The organism is Jeotgalicoccus halotolerans, from assembly GCF_003387165.1.
Taxonomy (GTDB): Bacteria; Bacillota; Bacilli; order Staphylococcales; family Salinicoccaceae; genus Jeotgalicoccus; species Jeotgalicoccus halotolerans.
In genome coordinates, this window is sequence record NZ_QUMW01000005.1 from 1 (window position 1) to 17,666 (window position 17,666).

Consider the following 17,666-nt stretch of genomic DNA (forward strand, 5'->3'; position numbering starts at 1 on the left):
AGATACCCGCATAAAAAAACGCACACGACAATCGTCGTGTGCGACCAAAATACTATTTTGTTTTTTTACCTGTCTACTTGACAGGGAGCAGTTCATCCATGAATGCGGGTCTTTATTTTTATATAAAGCCATATTATTATTCGTTTTAAATTCGTTAAGGGAGATTACGATACCTGAAATAGAAAAGCAAAAGATAAAATATTCTGAGCTTAATATTTATTGAAATCTTCAGGTATCATTAGTAATTAGAAAGGTTTAAATGATTCAATTTAGGCTATAGTATTCTATTAAGAGTAATAGAAAGCAGGTTGATTATGGCCAAAATATACAGTGCAGTTAAACTTCCTGATACTGCTGTAAAAATTATTAAAGATCAAAATATTGAATTAGATATGCACGATGAACTGACAACACCGGAACAGGATCAGATTATCGAAAAAATTAAAGATGCAGACGGCTTAATTAGCGGCGTCAATGTCCAGGTGCCGGCCGAAGTCATTAAGGCCGGCGACTCGCTGAAAGTTATTGCTAATGTCGGTTCAGGCTTTAATAATATCGATGCTGAAGAAGCAAATAAACAGGGTATTGCTATCACAAACACGCCTGTTCATGATTCTGTTGCCTCGACCGCAGAGCTTGCAGTCACGTTAATGCTGGCTTTATCTCGGCGTGTACTGCCGGGTCACGACATGGCAGTTAAAAATGAATTTAACGGCTGGCAGGTAATGGGTTACTTAGGCGGTCACCAGGTTGTAGATAAAACACTCGCGATTGTCGGCTTTGGACAAATCGGACAGTATATTGGAAAACTGGCTCAGGCATTTAATATGAAGCTTTTGTATGTTGATTTAGAAGAAAAAGAAACAGATATTACTGCTGAAAAAGTAAGTCTTGAAGAAGCTTTAAAAGAAGCAGATTACGTAATTACACAAGTAAACTACAACGAAACCTCCCATCATCTATTCGGTAAAAAAGAATTTGAACAGATGAAAGAGACTGCGTATTTCATCAATACCGCACGCGGCGGTGTTGTAGATGAAAGTGCGCTTGTGGATGCTCTGAAAAACAAGCAAATCCAAGCCGCAGCTCTGGATGTTCACGAAGAAGAACCGCATATTAACGAAGAACTTGCGAAACTTGATAATGTGATTTTGACGCCGCACATCGGCAATGACACCTATGAAGCGAGAAATGCAATGGCAGAAACCGCAGCCGATCAGGCAGTAAAAGCCTTGCAGGATGCTCAGCTGGATTATCAGGTAAACAAATAAGATGAAATAAGCAAAGCCTCACAGTATAATACAATTAAATAAAATAGTTCTCTTATTAAGAGTGAGTGAAGGGACTTGGCCCTGTGAAACTCCGGCAACAGCTTATAAAAGCGATGTGCCAAATCCAACAGTTGCAATCAACTGGATGATAAGAAGCCGCGTTAAAGCTCTTCTTAATTTCAGAAGAGCTATTTTATTTGAAAAAAATAAAAAGGTGGTAATCAAATGAAAACCGTCCGCGAACTATTTTCAGAATTGGATGAGTGGAAAGCTTACAAACCGTCCAGCACGATGAGCAGCATAGCAAAGTCGAATCATATTATGAGACTGAAGCAGGAAATTAAAAATCGAATTGATGTTGAAGAATATAAAGATTATATACTGTTGAAAGAAGAAAAATGAAGAGTAGTCTATGACTCCCTGTGTCAGCACAATCATTACAGCAGGTATTAAGCGGAAATATGATATGAGTTATCAGTAAAAAGAGGATTACTTAATTTTTACGATTAAAAAGCAGCAAGTTTAATACAAGTTATTTAAAAATAAATGCTGGTTTAAATAGACTATTAAGAAGAATACAAAAAGCACGATACGAGCTGATATCGTGCTTTTTGTATCTTTAAAGTTCTCCCTTCCATTCTTTAAAAAAAGTTTCGAGAAAGTGCTTCATAAATGCTTCCCGCTCTTCAGCTATTTTAACTGCTGCCGGAGTATTCATTTTATCTTTTAACAGCAGTAATTTTTCATAGAAATGATTAATAGATGTCGATTCACCATGACGGTATTCTTCAAAGCTCATACTGTCCCTGACTGGAATTTCCGGGTCGTACATCGCCTGCCCTTTGGCACCGCCGTACTGGAAAGTTCTCGCAATTCCTATGGCGCCTAAAGCATCCAGACGGTCAGCATCCTGAACGATTTGAGCCTCGATATAAGAGAGCTTTTTGCCAGTACCGCCTTTAAATGACATGGTCGTGATGATGTTTATAATCGTATCTATTGTTTTATTATCAACTTTATTGTTCTCAAGCAGCTTTCTGATACGTTCCAATGCTGAATTAACGTTAGAAGTCACCTTATCATCTGGGATATCATGCAGCAGGGCAGCTGAGATAACGATAAAAGAATCCGCTTCTTCATACTTTAATATTTCCCCGGCAATATCTCTGACTCTCTTGATATGGTACCAGTCATGCCCGCTCTTTTCATTCAGCAGTTCAGCCTTGACCCACTCTTCAATATTTCCTAATACTGTCTTTTCATCCATGAAAGAATGCCCTCCATCGGTTATCATAGTTTTATCTTTATTATACTTTGTTTCATTAATATTTAACAAAATGATATAAAAATATTGACACAAAGAGGGTTTTTATATTATTGTTAAAGAATATTATTATATTAAGCGGATATGGCGGAACTGGCAGACGCGCTAGAATCAGGCTCTAGTGTCTTAATCGACGTGGGGGTTCGACTCCCTTTATCCGCATTCTCTAAAAGACCATTCATTGAATGGTCTTTTTTTATTGCAGCTGCCGAATCATTTAACTGGAAAGCATTTTTATCGCTATTTTAACTGCCAAGGCATCATCAATATATCCCATCGGGAATACATAATCCGGAATTACATCAACAGGAATAATAAAATATAACAAAGCACTTCCCATAATACCCAATTTATAATTCGCAGCTTTCCCTTCCGTAAATTGAGTATAAAATTCTTTTAAGTGTTCAATAAATGGACCTGCACCGCTCACTTTCTCTACCTTTTTCTCAAATTGCCCAAGTATTGTTTCTCTTCCTTCTTCTGTCTTTGCACAGTGTTCATATTGTTTTAAGTACTGCCGTACCTTATAATAATCAGATTAAAGCAGAGGTGGAAGATGAACTGAATTGGGAATATCTGGAGGGACAGAATGCCTTTGACAATATTTATCCTAAGGTTAAGAAATTAACAATAGACCAGAATACAAGTAAAAAAAGAAGCGATTGAACAAGTACTGGACGTATTCGATTTGGATACTAACTATACGGAAATTGAAATTGAGATAACTTTCAATGACGGTACAAAAATTGAGTTCGAAGATAAGTAAATGGTATGGACGTACAATAAACAGACAAGCTGTTTGAGCTTGTCTGTTTATTTTTAAAGAGCAAGGTGCAGATTTATATTGAAAAGTATGTCAGTACAGATAAGATGAGGGATACCCCGATCATTATAAGAAGAGGCTTAAATGCTTTCCGGCGCAGCTCATACAAATTGACATTGAGACCCAAACCAACCATTGCAGCAGTTAAAAACCATGTTGTAAGAGATGAAACGCCTTCCATTATATTATCCGGCACCTCAACAGCCTTGCCGATAACATAACTCCCAACCACACTCATTATCAGAAAACCAACGAGAAACCACGGGAATTTCACTTTACTGCGTTTTTCACGATTTCCTTCCTCTTTACGATTCATGAAGAAGATAAAGATAAAAGCCAGGGGGACCAGCAGGAAAACCCTTCCCAATTTTGCCAGCAATGAAATGGCCAGGGCATCCTCACCGGCAGGTTCCGCTGCAATAGCGACATGGGCCAGTTCATGGAGGGTCGATCCCGCCCAGATGCCATAACTCTCTGGAGATAAAGGCAGAACAGGTTCTAGCAAAGTATAACCCACCGCAAAAACAGTACCTACCAGAGCAATAATGCCGACACTGATTGCCGTATCTTCGTCTTTGGATTTTACAATTGGAGCTATCGCAGCAATTGCCGCTGCCCCGCATACACCGGTTCCGACGCCCAGCAGCAAAGAAATTGTGCTGTCTGCTTTGAACATTTTTGCAGCCCATACTGTCAGGAAAATTACGGCAGCTATAATGATGACATCCCGAAGCAGCAGTCCCATACCATCCTGGAAAATAATATCAATATTCAATTTAAGGCCGTATAATATTATCGCGAGACGCAGCAATTTTTGAGAAGAAAATATTATACCGTTTTTTAAGATATACGGATATCCGAAAAAATGCCGGTAAATCACAGCAATAATAATTGCACACGCCAGCTGTCCGACATTATCAAGACCCGGTAATGATGACAATAGGTAACCAAAAAGAGCAATCAAAAACGTAAAAGCAACTCCTGCACCCCACCATAAAAGTGATTTTAATTTTTGTTTCTTTTCTGTATTAACATACATAAATGTCAACTCCTCATATTTATAAGTTTAAAATTGCACAGTTGATAAGTAAAATAAATTATAATGATATGTACTATAAGTAAATAGTTATAAAAGAAGGAGGATTTAAGATGGATTCACGATTAGAGTTATTTCTGAGTGTTGCCGAAAATAGAAGTTTTTCACGAACAGCAGAAAAGTATTACATGTCCCAGCCTGCTGTCAGTCAGCATATACATGCATTAGAGGAAAGGATGGGAACCAAGCTGCTGGATCGGAATAACAAATTTGTAAAACTCAATAAAGCAGGAGAAATTGTCTATCATTACGGCAAAGAAATTGCCGCTCTCTATAACAAAATGGATTATCTTGTCGATGATTTGACGAATAACGCAAGCGGGCCGATTAAAATCGGTTCCAGTTATACGTTTGGAGAATATCTGCTGCCAAATTTAATTGCTGAGATGCTGAGGCTATATCCTCATGTTCAACCTGATGTAACTATTGGAAATACTGAAGAAATTGCCCGTTTAGTCAACAACAACCAACTGGATATCGGTATCATAGAAGGCTATACATCAAGGAAATTTCTGGTCCAAAAAAAATTTTTGGAAGATTCTATGGTGATTGTAGGATCCCCCGGCCTTGTTTTAAAACAGGGGGATAGTTTTATAGCAGAAGAACTATCGGAGTATACATGGCTGATGAGAGAACCTGGTTCGGGGACGCGGGAAGCAAACGAAAAACTGTTTGAGCAATTTAAGATAGTCCCTGGCAGTTTTTTAACATTTAGCAGCACCCAATCTATTAAAGCAGCATCTGAAGCGGGACTTGGACTTAGCTTACTATCCCGCTGGGCCATTCAAAAAGAATTGAAATACGGAGATTTAATCACAATAAATACACCCGGGACACCTTTAACAAGAACTTTTTCTTATTTGAAAAATAGTCAGTATCAATCTAAGGTTCTCGAAAGTTTTACCGAATTGCTGGAACAAAAAGATCTTTACAGCACCTTTTTTGATTAAATGGAGTAAGGTCCTATCTCGGGTCAAGATATTTACTTATCCGAAATTAGTGATAGGATAATAAATAATTGAATATTTAGATTGATAAGGGGTAGGGAAAATACAGTTTGATTTTAATAAAGTAACGACAAGAGAAGGCACACACAGTGTTCAATACGAAGGGACCGAAGGCATATTCGGAAAAAAGGGGATAGAACCTTTCTGGATTGCTGATATGGATATATAAACACCTGAGGCGATTAGAAATGCAATCAAGAAGCGTCTTGACAATGGGATTTTCGGCTATACAATGTGGCAAAATGAACATTTTTAAGAACCGATTAAACACTGGTGGCAATCACGCTATAGTACGATTTAAATGATACGGATATCCATTATTCTCCTACAGTTCTGTTCACTGTAGGAGAAGCTTTGAGACAAGTGACTGAGGAAGGGGGCGGGATTATATTAACAACTCCCTCGTATAATATGTTTCCGAACTTGATTGAAAGTAATAACCGCCAAATCGTTGAGTCGCCTCTAATATTTGATGATGAATTAAAGGAATACTTTTTAGATGTGGACTATTTTACTTCGTTATGCGAAGGTGATGATATAAACATGTACATCCATTGCAACCCACATAACCCGACCGGTAAAGTGTGGAACAGAGAAGAACTGAAAACTATCAAAGAGATTTGCGTATCAAACAACGTCTACTTAATAAGCGATGAAATTAATATGGATTTCGTCAGACCGAAAGAAGACTTTGTTTCGCTGGCAGCTTTACTTAAAGAAGGCAATGAAGCTTTAGTTGCAAGCTGTCTCGGCAAAACTTTTAATTTGACAAGTATACCTCATTCTTATTTCGTTACGAAAGATAGAAAGCTCACAAAAACTCTTACAGAAGTGACTAAAGAAGTATACCAGGTTGGTAATGCGTCAAGCCTGGCTCTCGCAGCTATCGAAGCTGCTTATACTGAATGTAATGAATGGGTCGATCAATTAAATAATCATATCTTAAATAACTTTAAATATGTCCAGAAATATATTGATGACAACCTGTCTCAATATTTATCTTTTGATATTCCAAGATCTACCCATCTCGGATGGATCAGCTTTGAAAACTCAGGATTCGATGCTGAGCTAGTCCACGAGGCACTCGTTGAAGTAGGAGAAATTGCAGTATCACCGGGTAAATTATATCTGGATCATGAAAACAAACATTTTAGATTTAACGTTGCGTCAAGCCTTGCTCGAATCGAAGATGGACTCAACCGTATTAAAAAACCTTTTGATTATTTATATATCGAACAAAATAAAGGAACTCCCTAAAAGTTCGTATTTTTTATAAAACAATTATTAACCTCTCCGTTGTTGCCTGCACATAAGACTTTTGGTATATTTTACAATGCATTTTAATACTTATGGGAGAGGTTTACATTATAAGAAGATTGTTTCTAACAGGCACAATATCATCAATTTTATTTTTAACAGCTTGCGGCAGCGCAGATGAACCTGCAGAACAAACAGCGGATGAACCCGCGACAGAACAGGCTGCAGAAAATAATTATTCATCACCGGAAAGCCAGCAGACCGGTAAAAACACCGTGAATAAAGAAGAGCCAGCTGACGAGGCAACTGAATCCCCCGCAGAAGATTCACAAGAAGACGGAAATTCAGAAAATAATCCTTCTGATAATCAAGTTACCATTTTAGAAAAAAATATGATGAAATGACCCGTGATGGATTTATTGAATCAATCGAGGCACAAAATGATGAGTATACAGAACTTATTGTTTATGTAAGTGATAAATTTGAAGACATTAATGAAGAAGGGTATAAATCAAAATTAGAAGGCAAGGGTAAATCTATTAGAGAAATGACTTCTGGAATTCTTTACAATAAAGAAAGAGATACTCTTCCTCTTATAGAATTTAGAGATAAGGACGACAATATCATTGCTAAATTTGAAAGCCACACAAGGGACGAAAGAATGGTATTTGAAAAATAATTGATCACTCAAATCGAGTAATAAAAATAGGTGATAAGGTCTCGAATGTTTTTTGAGCTTATCACCTTTTTATTTAATTTTCGCTCAATTCATCATGAATCAGATTAATATTGTAATTTAAATATTTAATATAAGTATCCACTTCTTCTCCTGATTTTCCAATTTCATCAGAATATATCGGCTCGCTGGAAAGCGGTACTCCAGTTTGTTGTGACACTGTTTCCATTGGACGGGTATCAACGTTTGATTCGATGAAAAGCACAGGGACATCGTTCTCCTCTATAAAGGAAACAAGTGAATTAATTTGTTTGGAAGACCCTGTTTCTTCAGTATCTATTGCCCAAATATATCCTTCTTTCAGACCATAATCATCAGCTAAATACTGAAATGCGCGTTCGCTTGTCACAAGGATACGATTATCTTCGGGGATATCATCTATCTTCTGCTGATACTCTTCTTCAATCTCTGTCAGGCGTGTAAGATATTCTTCTGCTCTCTCTTCGTAGTTTTCCTTATTATCAGGGTCTTTTTCTATAAAACAGTCCCGCATATCTTCCGCCATTTTTATACCAGCTTTAGGACTGATAAAAGCGTGAGGGTTAATTTCTTCATCTTGTCCCTCGTCATCTGTGATATACATCGGTTCAATACGATTTGTCAGATTGCAGACATTCTCCGTATCCTGGTTTACAGATTCAATCATTTTATGGAACCAGCCATTGTCTCCGCCTTCAAGGTTCAAACCGTTATAAAAAAGAAGGTCTGCATCAGTAGCTTTGTTCATATCCTGCGGCAGCGGCTCATATTCATGCGGATCTGTTCCTGTAGGAACCAGGTTATGGATATTTACATCATCTCCGCCTATTTCGCGTGCAAGGTCTTCGAGGATAGTAAATGAAGTCACTACTTCTAATTTATCATTTTCTGTTTCATCATTAGCCATACTGTCTCCGCCTGTACAAGCGGCCAGAGTGAGTACAGCCAGCAGCATGCTCATTACATATATTATTCTTTTTTTCATTTCAATTGTCTCCTTAAACTTTATGTCTTATTTAATTACGCTCTTTTTACTTTTCTGAGCAGCGGCCAGATCAGACCCTGCTTAGGTGAAAAAATCAACACTAATACAAAGAAAATCGCTGAGGCAATCGCAATAACGGGTCCTGACGGCAAATCGTGATTATAACTGTAATAAATACCAGCCACTGCAGCAGCTGCCCCAAAAGATGCAGACATAACAATCATTACAGGCAGTCTGTTTGTTAATAAATAAGCAGTGGATGCAGGTGTTATTAAGAGAGACACTACCAGTATCACTCCGACAGTCTGCAAGGAAGCGACCGACACAAGTGTTAACATCACCATCAAACCGTAGTGAATAAATCGTGTATTTAACCCGGAAACTTTGGCCATTGTCTCATCAAAAGTAGCTATTAAAAGTTCCTTATAAAACACAACAACGACAGCAAGAACGAACACGCTGACACCTGCTGTAATCCACATATCAGAAGTTCTGACGTGCAGCACATTCCCGAATAAAATCTGCGTCAAATCTGTCGCACTTTGAGCTTTTGTTATTAAGATAATACCGAGCGCCAGTGCAGTAGAGAAGACAATCCCGATGGAGGCATCTGTTTTAATTCTGCTGTTCTGATTAATCGCTCCAATACCGAGGGCTGCAATAACCCCAGCTACAACAGCACCGTAGAAATAAGAAATTCCAAGCATATAGGAAATCGCAATACCCGGCAGAACAGCATGGGAGATAGCGTCACCCATTAAAGACATGCCCCGGAGTACGATAAAGCTTCCTATAACACCGGAAATCACACCGACCATAATCGAGGTGATTAAAGCTTTTTGCAAGTATTCATAAACCATTAAATCATTTAAAAAAGTCATGATAATTTACCACCCATATTTTCTAAAACAGTTAGAGGCGTATTGAAGGTCCGTTCCATTAGTTCAGGTGTAAATACATCGTACACAGCGCCCGTTGCCACTAGTTCCTTATTCACTAAAATCAGCTCATCAAAATAATCTTCGACTTTAGTTAAATCATGATGAATGACAAAGAGAGTTTTCCCCTGATCTCTTAACTCTTTTAAAATATTTATAATAATTTCCTCACTGTGGATATCTATGCCGACAAAAGGCTCATCCATGAAGAAAACATCGGCATCTTGAGCCAGGCTTCGGGCCAGAAAAACTCTTTGCTGCTGACCGCCTGAAAGTTCCCCAATTTGCTTATCAGAAAAATCTTCCATACCAACTTTTTTTAACGCTTCTTCTGCCATTTTTTTCTCTTTTGCTTTAGGACGTTTAAACAAACCAAGCTTCGGATAAGTGCCGAGCAAAACAGTATCTCTCACTAAGATTGGGAAATCCCAGTCTATATTTGATCTTTGCGGAATATAAGCAATATTTTCCCGTACTTCTTCAAGAGATTTTTCATTTATTTGGACTTCGCCTGAATCCTTGGCTGTTAAATTAAGCACAGCTTTCATGAGAGTGGATTTACCAGAACCGTTTGGTCCGATAATTCCTATTAACTTTCCGGTTTCCATAGAAAAATTAACATCTGTTAAAGCTATTTTATTTGAGTATGAAACTGTTAAATTTTTAATTTCAAGTGACGTTTTCAAACCTTTACCTCCTTAGTGCAACTAAAAATAAGAATAACCAAATTTAATATTTAGGTTTCCCTAAATTAAATATAGCATAACAAATGTATCACTAATTTACAAATCAATAAAAATAAATGGCTGAGAAGGAGAGTAAAAAATTTGAAGATGGTGATGGGATACACATGAGATTCTGTCATGCCAATCCCAGGAAGCGGGGGTATTACTTTAATGAACATAATAAAATACACCCTGATTGTTAGTATAAATCCAGCAATCAAGGTGCATTTAAAATTCACAAAATATTTTATTATTCATTCAAAGTTACTGTTGGATTTTTCTTTTACCGAAATAAAACAGCCCGGCAGCAATACCTATAATCAACATGAGTATTGAGAAAATAAGAAACGGCCACGGTCCCCACATAAAGACAAGCGGGGCAGATAACGCTGTGACCAGACCGCCGCCGAGGAATGGTTCAAAGACCAGCTGCTTATAACCGAAACCTTCAGCTGCCGGAGATTTCATTTCCGGATCAGCGACACGCATCAGCATCAGTCCTGTAGCAGTCACCCCTGTAGACTGTCCGAAGTCACCAATAGCTCTTTCAAACCAGTAATCCGACATCATTCTAGGGCCAAAAACGAAGAATCCGAACAGGTTCCACGCAATTCCAAATAAAGCTAAGATTAAGAATGGAACCAGGTATTCTCCGATGACTGAAATGGATACAGTCGCTATAGCACTCGCAATAAGTATATCCAGTGAAAATCCCTGTATACTGGTTATCGTATTTCTGTCCACCAGCTTCGATGTATCGAATTTGCTGATAAAAATCTGTACAATTAAACCGCCGATCATTGCCAGTGGGAATAATGGTATATAGGTCATAAAGTCGGACCCGAATAGTGCAGCTTCCAGCCAAGTGATTCCCTGCAAGATGATATACCCGACAAAAATCGCCAGTCCAACTAGAGTAAAATGAAAAGTAAATGTATCGATTGATTCAGGTCTGACAGTCTGTTTACTGCCTTCTCCGCGTTCTTCCACTTCAACGATGCCTGCTTTTTGAGTTGGTGACAGACCTTTAACATCAGTAATCATCTGAGTCTTGTTTTTACGTACTCCCCAGTTAATCAGCACAATACCAACAACAACTCCGGATAATATACCGACCGTGGCCAATCCGACAGCAATATCGTAGGCTTCCGGAAATCCGAGTTCTTCAAAAGTAGACTGCAGACCGGCAGCTGTACCGTGTCCGCCTTCAAATCCAACTTCAATAAGCGCACCAATAAATGGAGGCATGTCATAGAAGGGCACCAATATTAGCATCGCCAGCAGTAAACCGATTACATATTGGCCCCAGCCCAATGTCCAGCCGAATGCAAGCTGCGGTCCTCCAATGTTCCATACCCTTTTCAGATTTGGAAGGACAGTTCCTATAAATAAAGTAGCAAACACTATGTTTATCATTAAACCGGGCAGTGCTGACCACACTTCAATAATTTCTGTAGTCAAAATACCAGTTGCCCAAAATGATTCTTCTCCTGTAAAATTCTGAAGTATCTTACCCAGCACTTCAGGACCTAAAAGCAGGGCAAGAAAACCTCCGATCACCGATGCCGGCAAAAAAAGATTCTGCATCCATGTCGAGTGCATCCTGATCCATTTACCAATCAGCAGAAATAATCCCAGATAAAGCAGGGCAAATCCTATTTGTTCCGGACTCATAATTTTCCATCTCCTCTCTTTTTATCTTTCTCAGACTATAGAAATTAATCAATAATATTCATGGAGCCATTCTATCAGAGGGGAGAGAATTTTTCTTAACACGAAATCGAAAATTGAAGATAAATCCTTATTTCTCTTTAACTTGTATTTCTATAATATAATCACTTAAATTAAACTGGTCGTCACATAAATCTTATCCATCAAATTTATAGTAACGTCCAGCTTCATTGAACGATAAAAAAATAAAAAGACATGTCTTCTGTTCAATACAGAAAACATGGCTTAAAATAATCTGAATTTTTATTATCTCATCAAAATATCAACTTTTTTATTTCTCCAAATGTCTATACAGCGTTGCTCTGCTTATATTTGTCTGTTCTCTAATCTCTTCCAGGGTATATTTTTTTGTCATATACATTTCCACTGCGCGTTTTATATTATCATCACTGCGTTTTGGTCTGCCCATTTTCTTGCCTTCTTTAGCCGCCTTGTTCATTCCCTGCTGAGTTCTGAACCTCACCACATCACTCTGGAAATTTGAAATCTCATTCAATATTTGCTGAAAATTGTATTCAGTATCTGCAGATACGGTAATGTCCGGATTAATAAAATACAGATGCACAGATTTCTTAGAGCAGGCATTTATAATATCCACCAGCTGTTTGGTAGAGTCCGCAAGTATGCATATATCAGTAACTATAATCTGATCGTTTTCTTTAACAGTCTTATCTATCAGCTGATCTAACTGGTGTCTTCTTTTACTCTCTGCATGATCTTCTATATATATATGTTCTGTATATTTTTTTATTTTTAGTTTTTGATTTTTTATATCATCATACAATTCCATTGGTCTTATATAACCGTATTTCATTATAACCACTCCTGTCTTGATTATATTATAACACGGCATAAATTCTCAAAAAGGGTTATACATATGAAACTGTTCTGTTATAATTATTTTAGCTATTATAAAAAGACAGGAAGTGTATCATGTTAGAAAAGTTTAAAAGAGAGTGGCTGACGGACCCGGTAACTAACCTGATGGCCGGACTCGTCGTCGCTTTAGCTTTAATTCCCGAGGCAATCGCCTTTTCAATTATTGCGGGAGTAAATCCGATGGTAGGTTTGTATGCATCATTTCTTATCGCAGTCATTATTTCAATAGTCGGCGGACGTCCTGCCATGATTTCAGCAGCTACAGGGGCGATTGCACTGCTGGTTGTTCCTTTAGTTAAAGAGCACGGGGTAGATTATTTGCTAGCCGCGACAATTTTGATGGGAATTATTCAAATCCTGCTCGGAATTCTCAAAGTCGGCAAATTGATGAAATTCATTCCGAACTCAGTCATGATCGGTTTCGTCAATGCCTTGGCCATTATGATATTTATGGCTCAAATTGAACATATATTCGGTGTCTCTATTCATACTTATATATACGTTATTGCAACTTTACTAATTCTATATGTATTGCCGAGATTCTTTAAGAAAGTGCCTGCACCATTAATAGCGCTTGTTGTGTTAACTGGTATATACATGATTTTTGGTTCTAATGTCGGTACAGTCGGAGACCTTGGCAATATTGAACAATCACTGCCGAGCTTCTTTATACCTGACGTACCATTTACGATGGAAACACTGATGATTATACTGCCATACTCAGTCTCCATGGCGATTGTTGGACTGGTTGAAAGTCTCTTAACAGCAAGAATTGTCGATAATGCTACAGATACTTTCAGCAGTAAGAACAAAGAATCTCGCGGACAGGGCATTGCAAACTTTATTACCGGTTTCTTTGGCGGCATGGGCGGCTGTGCAATGATCGGTCAATCTGTAATCAATGTCAGATCCGGTGCAACGACAAGATTATCTACTTTTACTGCGGGTGTAATACTAATGTTTTTAATCATCGTACTCGGTGAATGGGTAGTTCAAATCCCAATGCCGATACTAGCGGGTATCATGGTAATGGTGTCTATCGGAACATTTGATTGGAATTCGTTTAAATACGTTGCCAAAGCACCTCGTACAGATGCTTTTGTTATGCTGATTACAGTTATACTAGTACTTTTCACGAGCAACCTGGCTATTGGGGTTATCGTCGGTGTGATTTTCAGTGCGCTGTTCTTCGCTACGAAGATTTCAAAAGTTGATGTAACTTTAGAAGATAGTCGGAATGCAGTAACACTAAGTTTTGCAGGGCAAATCTTCTTTGCATCTATCGATACAATGATTTCACAGATTGAGTTTAAACAATACGATAAGCCCGTTCAATTAGATTTTTCAAATGCTCATTTATGGGATGACTCAGCAGTTGATGCTGTGGATACGATAGTGAGAAAATTTGAAGAGAAGGGCAATACTGTTTATATTAAAAAATTGAACACAGACAGCCGCAAAATTGTTAAAGAATTAAGTCAGCTGAATGAACAGCACCTGACTTAAAATAAGGGGGGATATTTAATGTATAAATCAATACTGCTTGCTGCGGATGGTTCTGAAAATAGTATCAGAGCAGCGAAAGAAACATTAAATTTCGCAAATGAAGACACGGAAATTACAATTCTCAATATCACAGATCCTGCAGACGCTAAAAATGACGTGCTGCACAGCAGTCCTGCAGAAAGTGCAGTTCACCATAGAAAAGAAAAACTCTCGGATGTTATTCATATCTATGAAACTAACGGTGTTCCTTATAAAATTCGGTATGAACAGGGCGCACCGGACGAAACTGTAGTTTCTGTAGCTAATAACGGCGAGTTTCAATTAGTAGTCCTTGGCAGCAGAGGTTTGAACAGCCTTCAGGAAATGGTCATGGGCAGCGTAAGCCACAAGGTCGCAAAACGCGCAAATATCCCTGTGATGATAGTTAAATAATTACGTCCTGATCAGGCGTTTCTGATATGCTCCCTCTAAAGCAGAGACTCAAAAAAGTGAACTGTTTTAGAAGGATTTTTTTAGATTAAGCTAAGAGTACGGTATTTTTCATATGAAATAACTGTTGAATCAAACTGCTTAAATGTATATAACCCTGAACTTTTGGCTGCTGGTGATTCTACAACCTCATTAAATTTGTGATATATTGGGTATGTAATAGTATTATAATTTTTAGGGGGTCAATTTATGAATTTGAAGAAATTTCTGATGGCCAGCGGTCTTTCTATGGTACTCGTTCTCGGTGCTTGCGGAGGCGGCGAAGACGAAGACGAAGGTACTGATGAACCTGCAACAGAAGAAGACAGCGGTGCTTCAAGTGGAGATGTCGATGCTGAAGGTATCGCACAGAGCACATGTGCATCATGTCATGGTGAAGACTTCTCGGGTGCTGTTGGGCCAGCACTTGCAGGCACTAGCCTCAGCGAAGACGAATTCGAAGAAACCGTGAGAAACGGTCGTGGACAGATGCCAGCTTACAGCGAAGACGAAATCAATAACGAAGAACTTTCCGCACTTTACACTTTCTTCAGCGAACAATAAGAAAGAAGATCGTCCTTTTGGGCGATCTTTTTTATGTTCGTTATATTATTTATAATTTTTTACCTCTTGCGTATAATAAATAACCGCTCACGAAAAAATCACCTTTAGATACTGTTTTTCGTTATATACTGTGTTTAAGAATTTTAACGACAAGGGGGATGGTTATGAAGGCGGAATTGATTATAAATGAGCATTTAAATGAGGATGAAGTCAAAATCCATACTAAAACAGCAACCTCAGGAGCCAGGATTTTGTCCTATATCGACCACTTTACAACAGACCGGGAAAATTTAATTATCCGTTCCGATGATGAATTTTTAATGATTCAAAAATTGAATGTTAAAAATTAAAAAGCTTCTACCCCTATCAATAGGTTAGAAGCTTTTTCATGTTATCTAGAACCACAGGTCTGCCAGCAGTTCCATCGATTGTTTCCTTTTTTCCGGATCGTACGTATACGTCACAATAATCAGTTCATCTGCTCCGGTTTCTTCCGTAAATTCTTCCAGTTTTTTACGGACTGTTTCAGGTGAACCAACGGCTTTCAGACTGAACATCGCATCCATCATTTTTCTTTGTTCTTCTGTTCCTAATTCTTCAGGATTAACAGGGGGCTGCAGTTTCCGCTGCTGACCGGTCTGCATATCCACCATCATCTGAGTCGTTGTTGTCCAGATTTTTTCTGCTTCCTCATCTGTCGGTGCTACAACGACATTAATCCCTGCCATGACATAAGGTTCATCAATCTGAGAAGTCGGCGAATCTGTCGTAAATGCCGAGCGGTACATATCAATTTTCTGTTTATAATCATCGGGTGTAAAGTGCGTTGCAATAGAATAAGGCAGTCCGAGCTGTCCGGCAATTGATGCACCGTTCATACTTGATCCTAATACCCATATCGGAATATTCGTACCTGTACCTACTGTAGAAGTCACTGGAACACTGTGGCCGAGTCCTTCTTCACTGAACCAGCCGATAAGGTCATAAATAGAGTTTGCAAAGTTTTGTGCATCGCTGCTGGTACGTGTAATCAGCTGAGACGTTCTTTGATCGGTACCCGGGGCACGACCGAGCCCGAGATCAATTCTATCCGGATACATCTGTGCAATCGTACCGAAGTTTTCAGCAACCTGCAGGGGTGAATGATTCGGAAGCATAATCCCCCCTGATCCGACGCGGATATTCTTAGTCCGAGCTGCCGCCATCGCAATCAGCTGAGATGTCGCAGCCGATGCAAGACTTTTCGTATTGTGGTGTTCAGCGAACCATAGCCTCTTGAAACCGAGCTTATCTATAAGCTCTGCATTTTCCAGGGAAGCTTCAATCGCTTCTTTGACTGTCTGGTTTTCTGAAATGCCCACAAGTTCGAGGACATTTAACGGTATATGTTTTGTCATTATTTAGTTCTCCTTCATAAAATATATTAAATTCAGTTATATTCTTCCACCGTATCAGTCTTTGATTCAGTTTACTCGTAATATGCTTCTTTGTACCAACCTTCTATACAGTTATTATATTTCAGAAGCAGTATCAGGTGTTTCATTAAAATTTTATAGGGGAAATATAAAATAGAGCTCTATCCTTACTATTCATTTATAAGATTTTATTTGCATATATTGATACAGGTCAATTTTAAAATTATAGATAAGTTATATATTAGTAGTATCAGATAAGAAACAGAACGAAAAACTATAAAAGGAGTGTTTTAAATGTTATCAGAAAAATTAACACAAGTTCTAATTGACCAGATGAATAATGAGTTTGCAGCTGCACACGAATACTCAGCAATGGCCCCATATTGTGAAAACCAGAGTTATAGTGGATTTGCTAATTTCTATAAGCAGCAAGCTAAAGAAGAACGATTTCACGGTGAGAAAATTTATAACTATTTGAACAGTCGTGGCATTCATGCTAAGTTTCAAGCGATTCCTGAGCCAAAAAATGATTATGGTTCATTACTAGGTACTTTCAAAAAAGGCTTGGAACAGGAGAAGGTAGTCACCAAAAGTTTCTATGACATCACAGACATTGCAACTGAAGATCGTGAACATATGACACTATCATTTGTGAACTGGTTTTTAGATGAACAAGTTGAAGAAGAAGAAATGTTTCAAACACATATCGATTATCTGGAAAGATTAAAAGATGATGGGAATGCACTATATGTTTATGAACAAGAATTAGCTAAAAGAACGTTCGTTGCACCTGAAGAATAGTAAACTAAGTACTTCTTTCTATAAATTACTTTACGCCAAAAAATTTAAAACCCAGCTATCTTCATATGAACTGCTCCCTGTCAAGTAGACAGGTAAAAAAACAAAATAGTATTTTGGTCGCACACGACGATTGTCGTGTGCGTTTTTTTATGCGGGTATCT

21 protein-coding genes, 1 tRNA gene and 1 riboswitch are annotated in these 17,666 nt (G+C 38.2%); of the genes, 13 read left to right on the forward strand and 9 right to left on the reverse strand.

Annotation, left to right across the window (positions count from 1 at the left end):
• Window positions 1-314: 314 nt before the first annotated feature.
• Complete coding sequence (locus tag DFR63_RS01055) at window positions 315-1,271, forward strand: 2-hydroxyacid dehydrogenase (RefSeq protein ID WP_115883914.1); 957 nt, start codon at window positions 315-317, stop codon at window positions 1,269-1,271.
• A 49-nt stretch (window positions 1,272-1,320) separates the two neighbouring features.
• Window positions 1,321-1,426: riboswitch (SAM riboswitch) on the forward strand.
• Window positions 1,427-1,496: 70 nt separating this feature from the next.
• Window positions 1,497-1,673: a hypothetical protein gene (locus tag DFR63_RS11680; RefSeq protein WP_162842248.1), complete on the forward strand. Its 177-nt coding sequence runs from the start codon at window positions 1,497-1,499 to the stop codon at window positions 1,671-1,673.
• Window positions 1,674-1,890: 217 nt separating this feature from the next.
• On the opposite strand, the gene DFR63_RS01060 is transcribed toward DFR63_RS11680, so the two are convergent.
• Window positions 1,891-2,538 carry an HD domain-containing protein gene (locus tag DFR63_RS01060; protein ID WP_115883915.1) on the reverse strand — a complete coding sequence of 216 codons (648 nt, stop codon included), beginning with the start codon at window positions 2,536-2,538 and terminating at the stop codon, window positions 1,891-1,893.
• Window positions 2,539-2,673: 135 nt separating this feature from the next.
• Between DFR63_RS01060 and DFR63_RS01065 the strand changes: the two genes are divergently transcribed.
• Window positions 2,674-2,757 (forward strand) — tRNA-Leu (locus DFR63_RS01065).
• A 55-nt stretch (window positions 2,758-2,812) separates the two neighbouring features.
• Here the strand turns inward: DFR63_RS01065 and DFR63_RS01070 are convergent.
• Window positions 2,813-3,025, reverse strand: coding sequence for a YkvA family protein (locus DFR63_RS01070; protein ID WP_115883916.1), 213 nt, complete (start codon window positions 3,023-3,025; stop codon window positions 2,813-2,815).
• 210 nt (window positions 3,026-3,235) lie between these two features.
• On the opposite strand from DFR63_RS01070, the gene DFR63_RS12050 reads away from it, so the two are divergent.
• Window positions 3,236-3,361: a YusW family protein gene (locus DFR63_RS12050; RefSeq protein ID WP_115883932.1), complete on the forward strand. Its 126-nt coding sequence runs from the start codon at window positions 3,236-3,238 to the stop codon at window positions 3,359-3,361.
• Between the two features lie 73 nt (window positions 3,362-3,434).
• On the opposite strand, the gene DFR63_RS01080 is transcribed toward DFR63_RS12050, so the two are convergent.
• On the reverse strand, window positions 3,435-4,457 hold the full coding sequence (locus DFR63_RS01080) for a YeiH family protein (RefSeq protein ID WP_115883917.1): 1,023 nt from the start codon (window positions 4,455-4,457) through the stop codon (window positions 3,435-3,437).
• A 110-nt stretch (window positions 4,458-4,567) separates the two neighbouring features.
• On the opposite strand from DFR63_RS01080, the gene DFR63_RS01085 reads away from it, so the two are divergent.
• The 4 genes from DFR63_RS01085 to DFR63_RS01100 all read left to right on the forward strand — a co-directional run bounded on the left by DFR63_RS01085 (window position 4,568) and on the right by DFR63_RS01100 (window position 7,457).
• Window positions 4,568-5,464: a LysR substrate-binding domain-containing protein gene (locus DFR63_RS01085; protein WP_115883918.1), complete on the forward strand. Its 897-nt coding sequence runs from the start codon at window positions 4,568-4,570 to the stop codon at window positions 5,462-5,464.
• Window positions 5,465-5,884: 420 nt separating this feature from the next.
• Complete coding sequence (locus DFR63_RS01090) at window positions 5,885-6,778, forward strand: aminotransferase class I/II-fold pyridoxal phosphate-dependent enzyme (protein WP_245954101.1); 894 nt, start codon at window positions 5,885-5,887, stop codon at window positions 6,776-6,778.
• A 92-nt stretch (window positions 6,779-6,870) separates the two neighbouring features.
• Window positions 6,871-7,182 carry a hypothetical protein gene (locus tag DFR63_RS01095; protein WP_162842249.1) on the forward strand — a complete coding sequence of 104 codons (312 nt, stop codon included), beginning with the start codon at window positions 6,871-6,873 and terminating at the stop codon, window positions 7,180-7,182.
• Window positions 7,179-7,457: a hypothetical protein gene (locus DFR63_RS01100; RefSeq protein ID WP_115883920.1), complete on the forward strand. Its 279-nt coding sequence runs from the start codon at window positions 7,179-7,181 to the stop codon at window positions 7,455-7,457. The genes DFR63_RS01095 and DFR63_RS01100 overlap by 4 nt, the downstream gene beginning before the upstream one ends.
• A 73-nt stretch (window positions 7,458-7,530) precedes the next feature.
• On the opposite strand, the gene DFR63_RS01105 is transcribed toward DFR63_RS01100, so the two are convergent.
• From DFR63_RS01105 to DFR63_RS01125, 5 genes are all read right to left on the reverse strand, one after another.
• Window positions 7,531-8,478, reverse strand: a complete 948-nt coding sequence (locus DFR63_RS01105) for a metal ABC transporter solute-binding protein, Zn/Mn family (protein WP_115883921.1) — start codon at window positions 8,476-8,478, stop codon at window positions 7,531-7,533.
• Window positions 8,479-8,513: 35 nt separating this feature from the next.
• Window positions 8,514-9,359: a metal ABC transporter permease gene (locus DFR63_RS01110; RefSeq protein ID WP_115883922.1), complete on the reverse strand. Its 846-nt coding sequence runs from the start codon at window positions 9,357-9,359 to the stop codon at window positions 8,514-8,516.
• On the reverse strand, window positions 9,356-10,102 hold the full coding sequence (locus tag DFR63_RS01115; RefSeq protein WP_115883923.1) for a metal ABC transporter ATP-binding protein: 747 nt from the start codon (window positions 10,100-10,102) through the stop codon (window positions 9,356-9,358). The genes DFR63_RS01110 and DFR63_RS01115 overlap by 4 nt, the downstream gene beginning before the upstream one ends.
• Before the next feature lie 303 nt (window positions 10,103-10,405).
• A complete protein-coding gene (locus tag DFR63_RS01120) occupies window positions 10,406-11,815 on the reverse strand; it encodes a sodium/glutamate symporter (protein WP_115883924.1) in 1,410 nt (469 codons plus the stop codon).
• 328 nt (window positions 11,816-12,143) lie between these two features.
• Window positions 12,144-12,686, reverse strand: coding sequence for a recombinase family protein (locus DFR63_RS01125; RefSeq protein ID WP_115883925.1), 543 nt, complete (start codon window positions 12,684-12,686; stop codon window positions 12,144-12,146).
• A 119-nt stretch (window positions 12,687-12,805) separates the two neighbouring features.
• Between DFR63_RS01125 and DFR63_RS01130 the strand changes: the two genes are divergently transcribed.
• The 4 genes from DFR63_RS01130 to DFR63_RS01145 all read left to right on the forward strand — a co-directional run bounded on the left by DFR63_RS01130 (window position 12,806) and on the right by DFR63_RS01145 (window position 15,639).
• The gene (locus DFR63_RS01130; RefSeq protein ID WP_115883926.1) at window positions 12,806-14,257 is read left to right on the forward strand and encodes a SulP family inorganic anion transporter; all 1,452 of its coding nucleotides are present in this window, start codon (window positions 12,806-12,808) and stop codon (window positions 14,255-14,257) included.
• An 18-nt stretch (window positions 14,258-14,275) separates the two neighbouring features.
• Window positions 14,276-14,689, forward strand: coding sequence for a universal stress protein (locus DFR63_RS01135; RefSeq protein ID WP_115883927.1), 414 nt, complete (start codon window positions 14,276-14,278; stop codon window positions 14,687-14,689).
• A gap of 246 nt (window positions 14,690-14,935) precedes the next feature.
• Window positions 14,936-15,289, forward strand: coding sequence for a c-type cytochrome (locus DFR63_RS01140; RefSeq protein ID WP_115883928.1), 354 nt, complete (start codon window positions 14,936-14,938; stop codon window positions 15,287-15,289).
• A gap of 164 nt (window positions 15,290-15,453) precedes the next feature.
• Window positions 15,454-15,639 (forward strand): hypothetical protein, encoded by a 186-nt coding sequence (locus DFR63_RS01145; protein WP_115883929.1) that lies wholly within the window; start codon window positions 15,454-15,456, stop codon window positions 15,637-15,639.
• A gap of 45 nt (window positions 15,640-15,684) precedes the next feature.
• Here the strand turns inward: DFR63_RS01145 and DFR63_RS01150 are convergent, their stop codons facing one another.
• On the reverse strand, window positions 15,685-16,686 hold the full coding sequence (locus DFR63_RS01150) for an LLM class flavin-dependent oxidoreductase (protein ID WP_115883930.1): 1,002 nt from the start codon (window positions 16,684-16,686) through the stop codon (window positions 15,685-15,687).
• A gap of 312 nt (window positions 16,687-16,998) precedes the next feature.
• Between DFR63_RS01150 and DFR63_RS01155 the strand changes: the two genes are divergently transcribed.
• Window positions 16,999-17,505 (forward strand): ferritin, encoded by a 507-nt coding sequence (locus DFR63_RS01155; protein WP_115883931.1) that lies wholly within the window; start codon window positions 16,999-17,001, stop codon window positions 17,503-17,505.
• The last annotated feature ends 161 nt before the right edge of the window (window positions 17,506-17,666 follow it).

What these genes read in the sequence shown, in the direction of transcription:
- DFR63_RS01130 (WP_115883926.1), top strand. Translation starts at nt 12,806, where the DNA reads ATGTTAGAAAAGTTTAAAAGAGAGTGGCTGACGGACCCGGTAACTAAC.
- DFR63_RS01150 (WP_115883930.1), bottom strand. Translation starts at nt 16,686, where the DNA reads ATGACAAAACATATACCGTTAAATGTCCTCGAACTTGTGGGCATTTCA.
- DFR63_RS01100 (WP_115883920.1), top strand. Translation starts at nt 7,179, where the DNA reads ATGACCCGTGATGGATTTATTGAATCAATCGAGGCACAAAATGATGAG.
- DFR63_RS01125 (WP_115883925.1), bottom strand. Translation starts at nt 12,686, where the DNA reads ATGAAATACGGTTATATAAGACCAATGGAATTGTATGATGATATAAAA.
- DFR63_RS01060 (WP_115883915.1), bottom strand. Translation starts at nt 2,538, where the DNA reads ATGGATGAAAAGACAGTATTAGGAAATATTGAAGAGTGGGTCAAGGCT.
- DFR63_RS01120 (WP_115883924.1), bottom strand. Translation starts at nt 11,815, where the DNA reads ATGAGTCCGGAACAAATAGGATTTGCCCTGCTTTATCTGGGATTATTT.
- DFR63_RS01110 (WP_115883922.1), bottom strand. Translation starts at nt 9,359, where the DNA reads ATGACTTTTTTAAATGATTTAATGGTTTATGAATACTTGCAAAAAGCT.
- DFR63_RS01140 (WP_115883928.1), top strand. Translation starts at nt 14,936, where the DNA reads ATGAATTTGAAGAAATTTCTGATGGCCAGCGGTCTTTCTATGGTACTC.
- DFR63_RS11680 (WP_162842248.1), top strand. Translation starts at nt 1,497, where the DNA reads ATGAAAACCGTCCGCGAACTATTTTCAGAATTGGATGAGTGGAAAGCT.
- DFR63_RS01135 (WP_115883927.1), top strand. Translation starts at nt 14,276, where the DNA reads ATGTATAAATCAATACTGCTTGCTGCGGATGGTTCTGAAAATAGTATC.
- DFR63_RS01155 (WP_115883931.1), top strand. Translation starts at nt 16,999, where the DNA reads ATGTTATCAGAAAAATTAACACAAGTTCTAATTGACCAGATGAATAAT.
- DFR63_RS01085 (WP_115883918.1), top strand. Translation starts at nt 4,568, where the DNA reads ATGGATTCACGATTAGAGTTATTTCTGAGTGTTGCCGAAAATAGAAGT.
- DFR63_RS01055 (WP_115883914.1), top strand. Translation starts at nt 315, where the DNA reads ATGGCCAAAATATACAGTGCAGTTAAACTTCCTGATACTGCTGTAAAA.
- DFR63_RS01105 (WP_115883921.1), bottom strand. Translation starts at nt 8,478, where the DNA reads ATGAAAAAAAGAATAATATATGTAATGAGCATGCTGCTGGCTGTACTC.
- DFR63_RS01080 (WP_115883917.1), bottom strand. Translation starts at nt 4,457, where the DNA reads ATGTATGTTAATACAGAAAAGAAACAAAAATTAAAATCACTTTTATGG.
- DFR63_RS01095 (WP_162842249.1), top strand. Translation starts at nt 6,871, where the DNA reads ATGGGAGAGGTTTACATTATAAGAAGATTGTTTCTAACAGGCACAATA.
- DFR63_RS01145 (WP_115883929.1), top strand. Translation starts at nt 15,454, where the DNA reads ATGAAGGCGGAATTGATTATAAATGAGCATTTAAATGAGGATGAAGTC.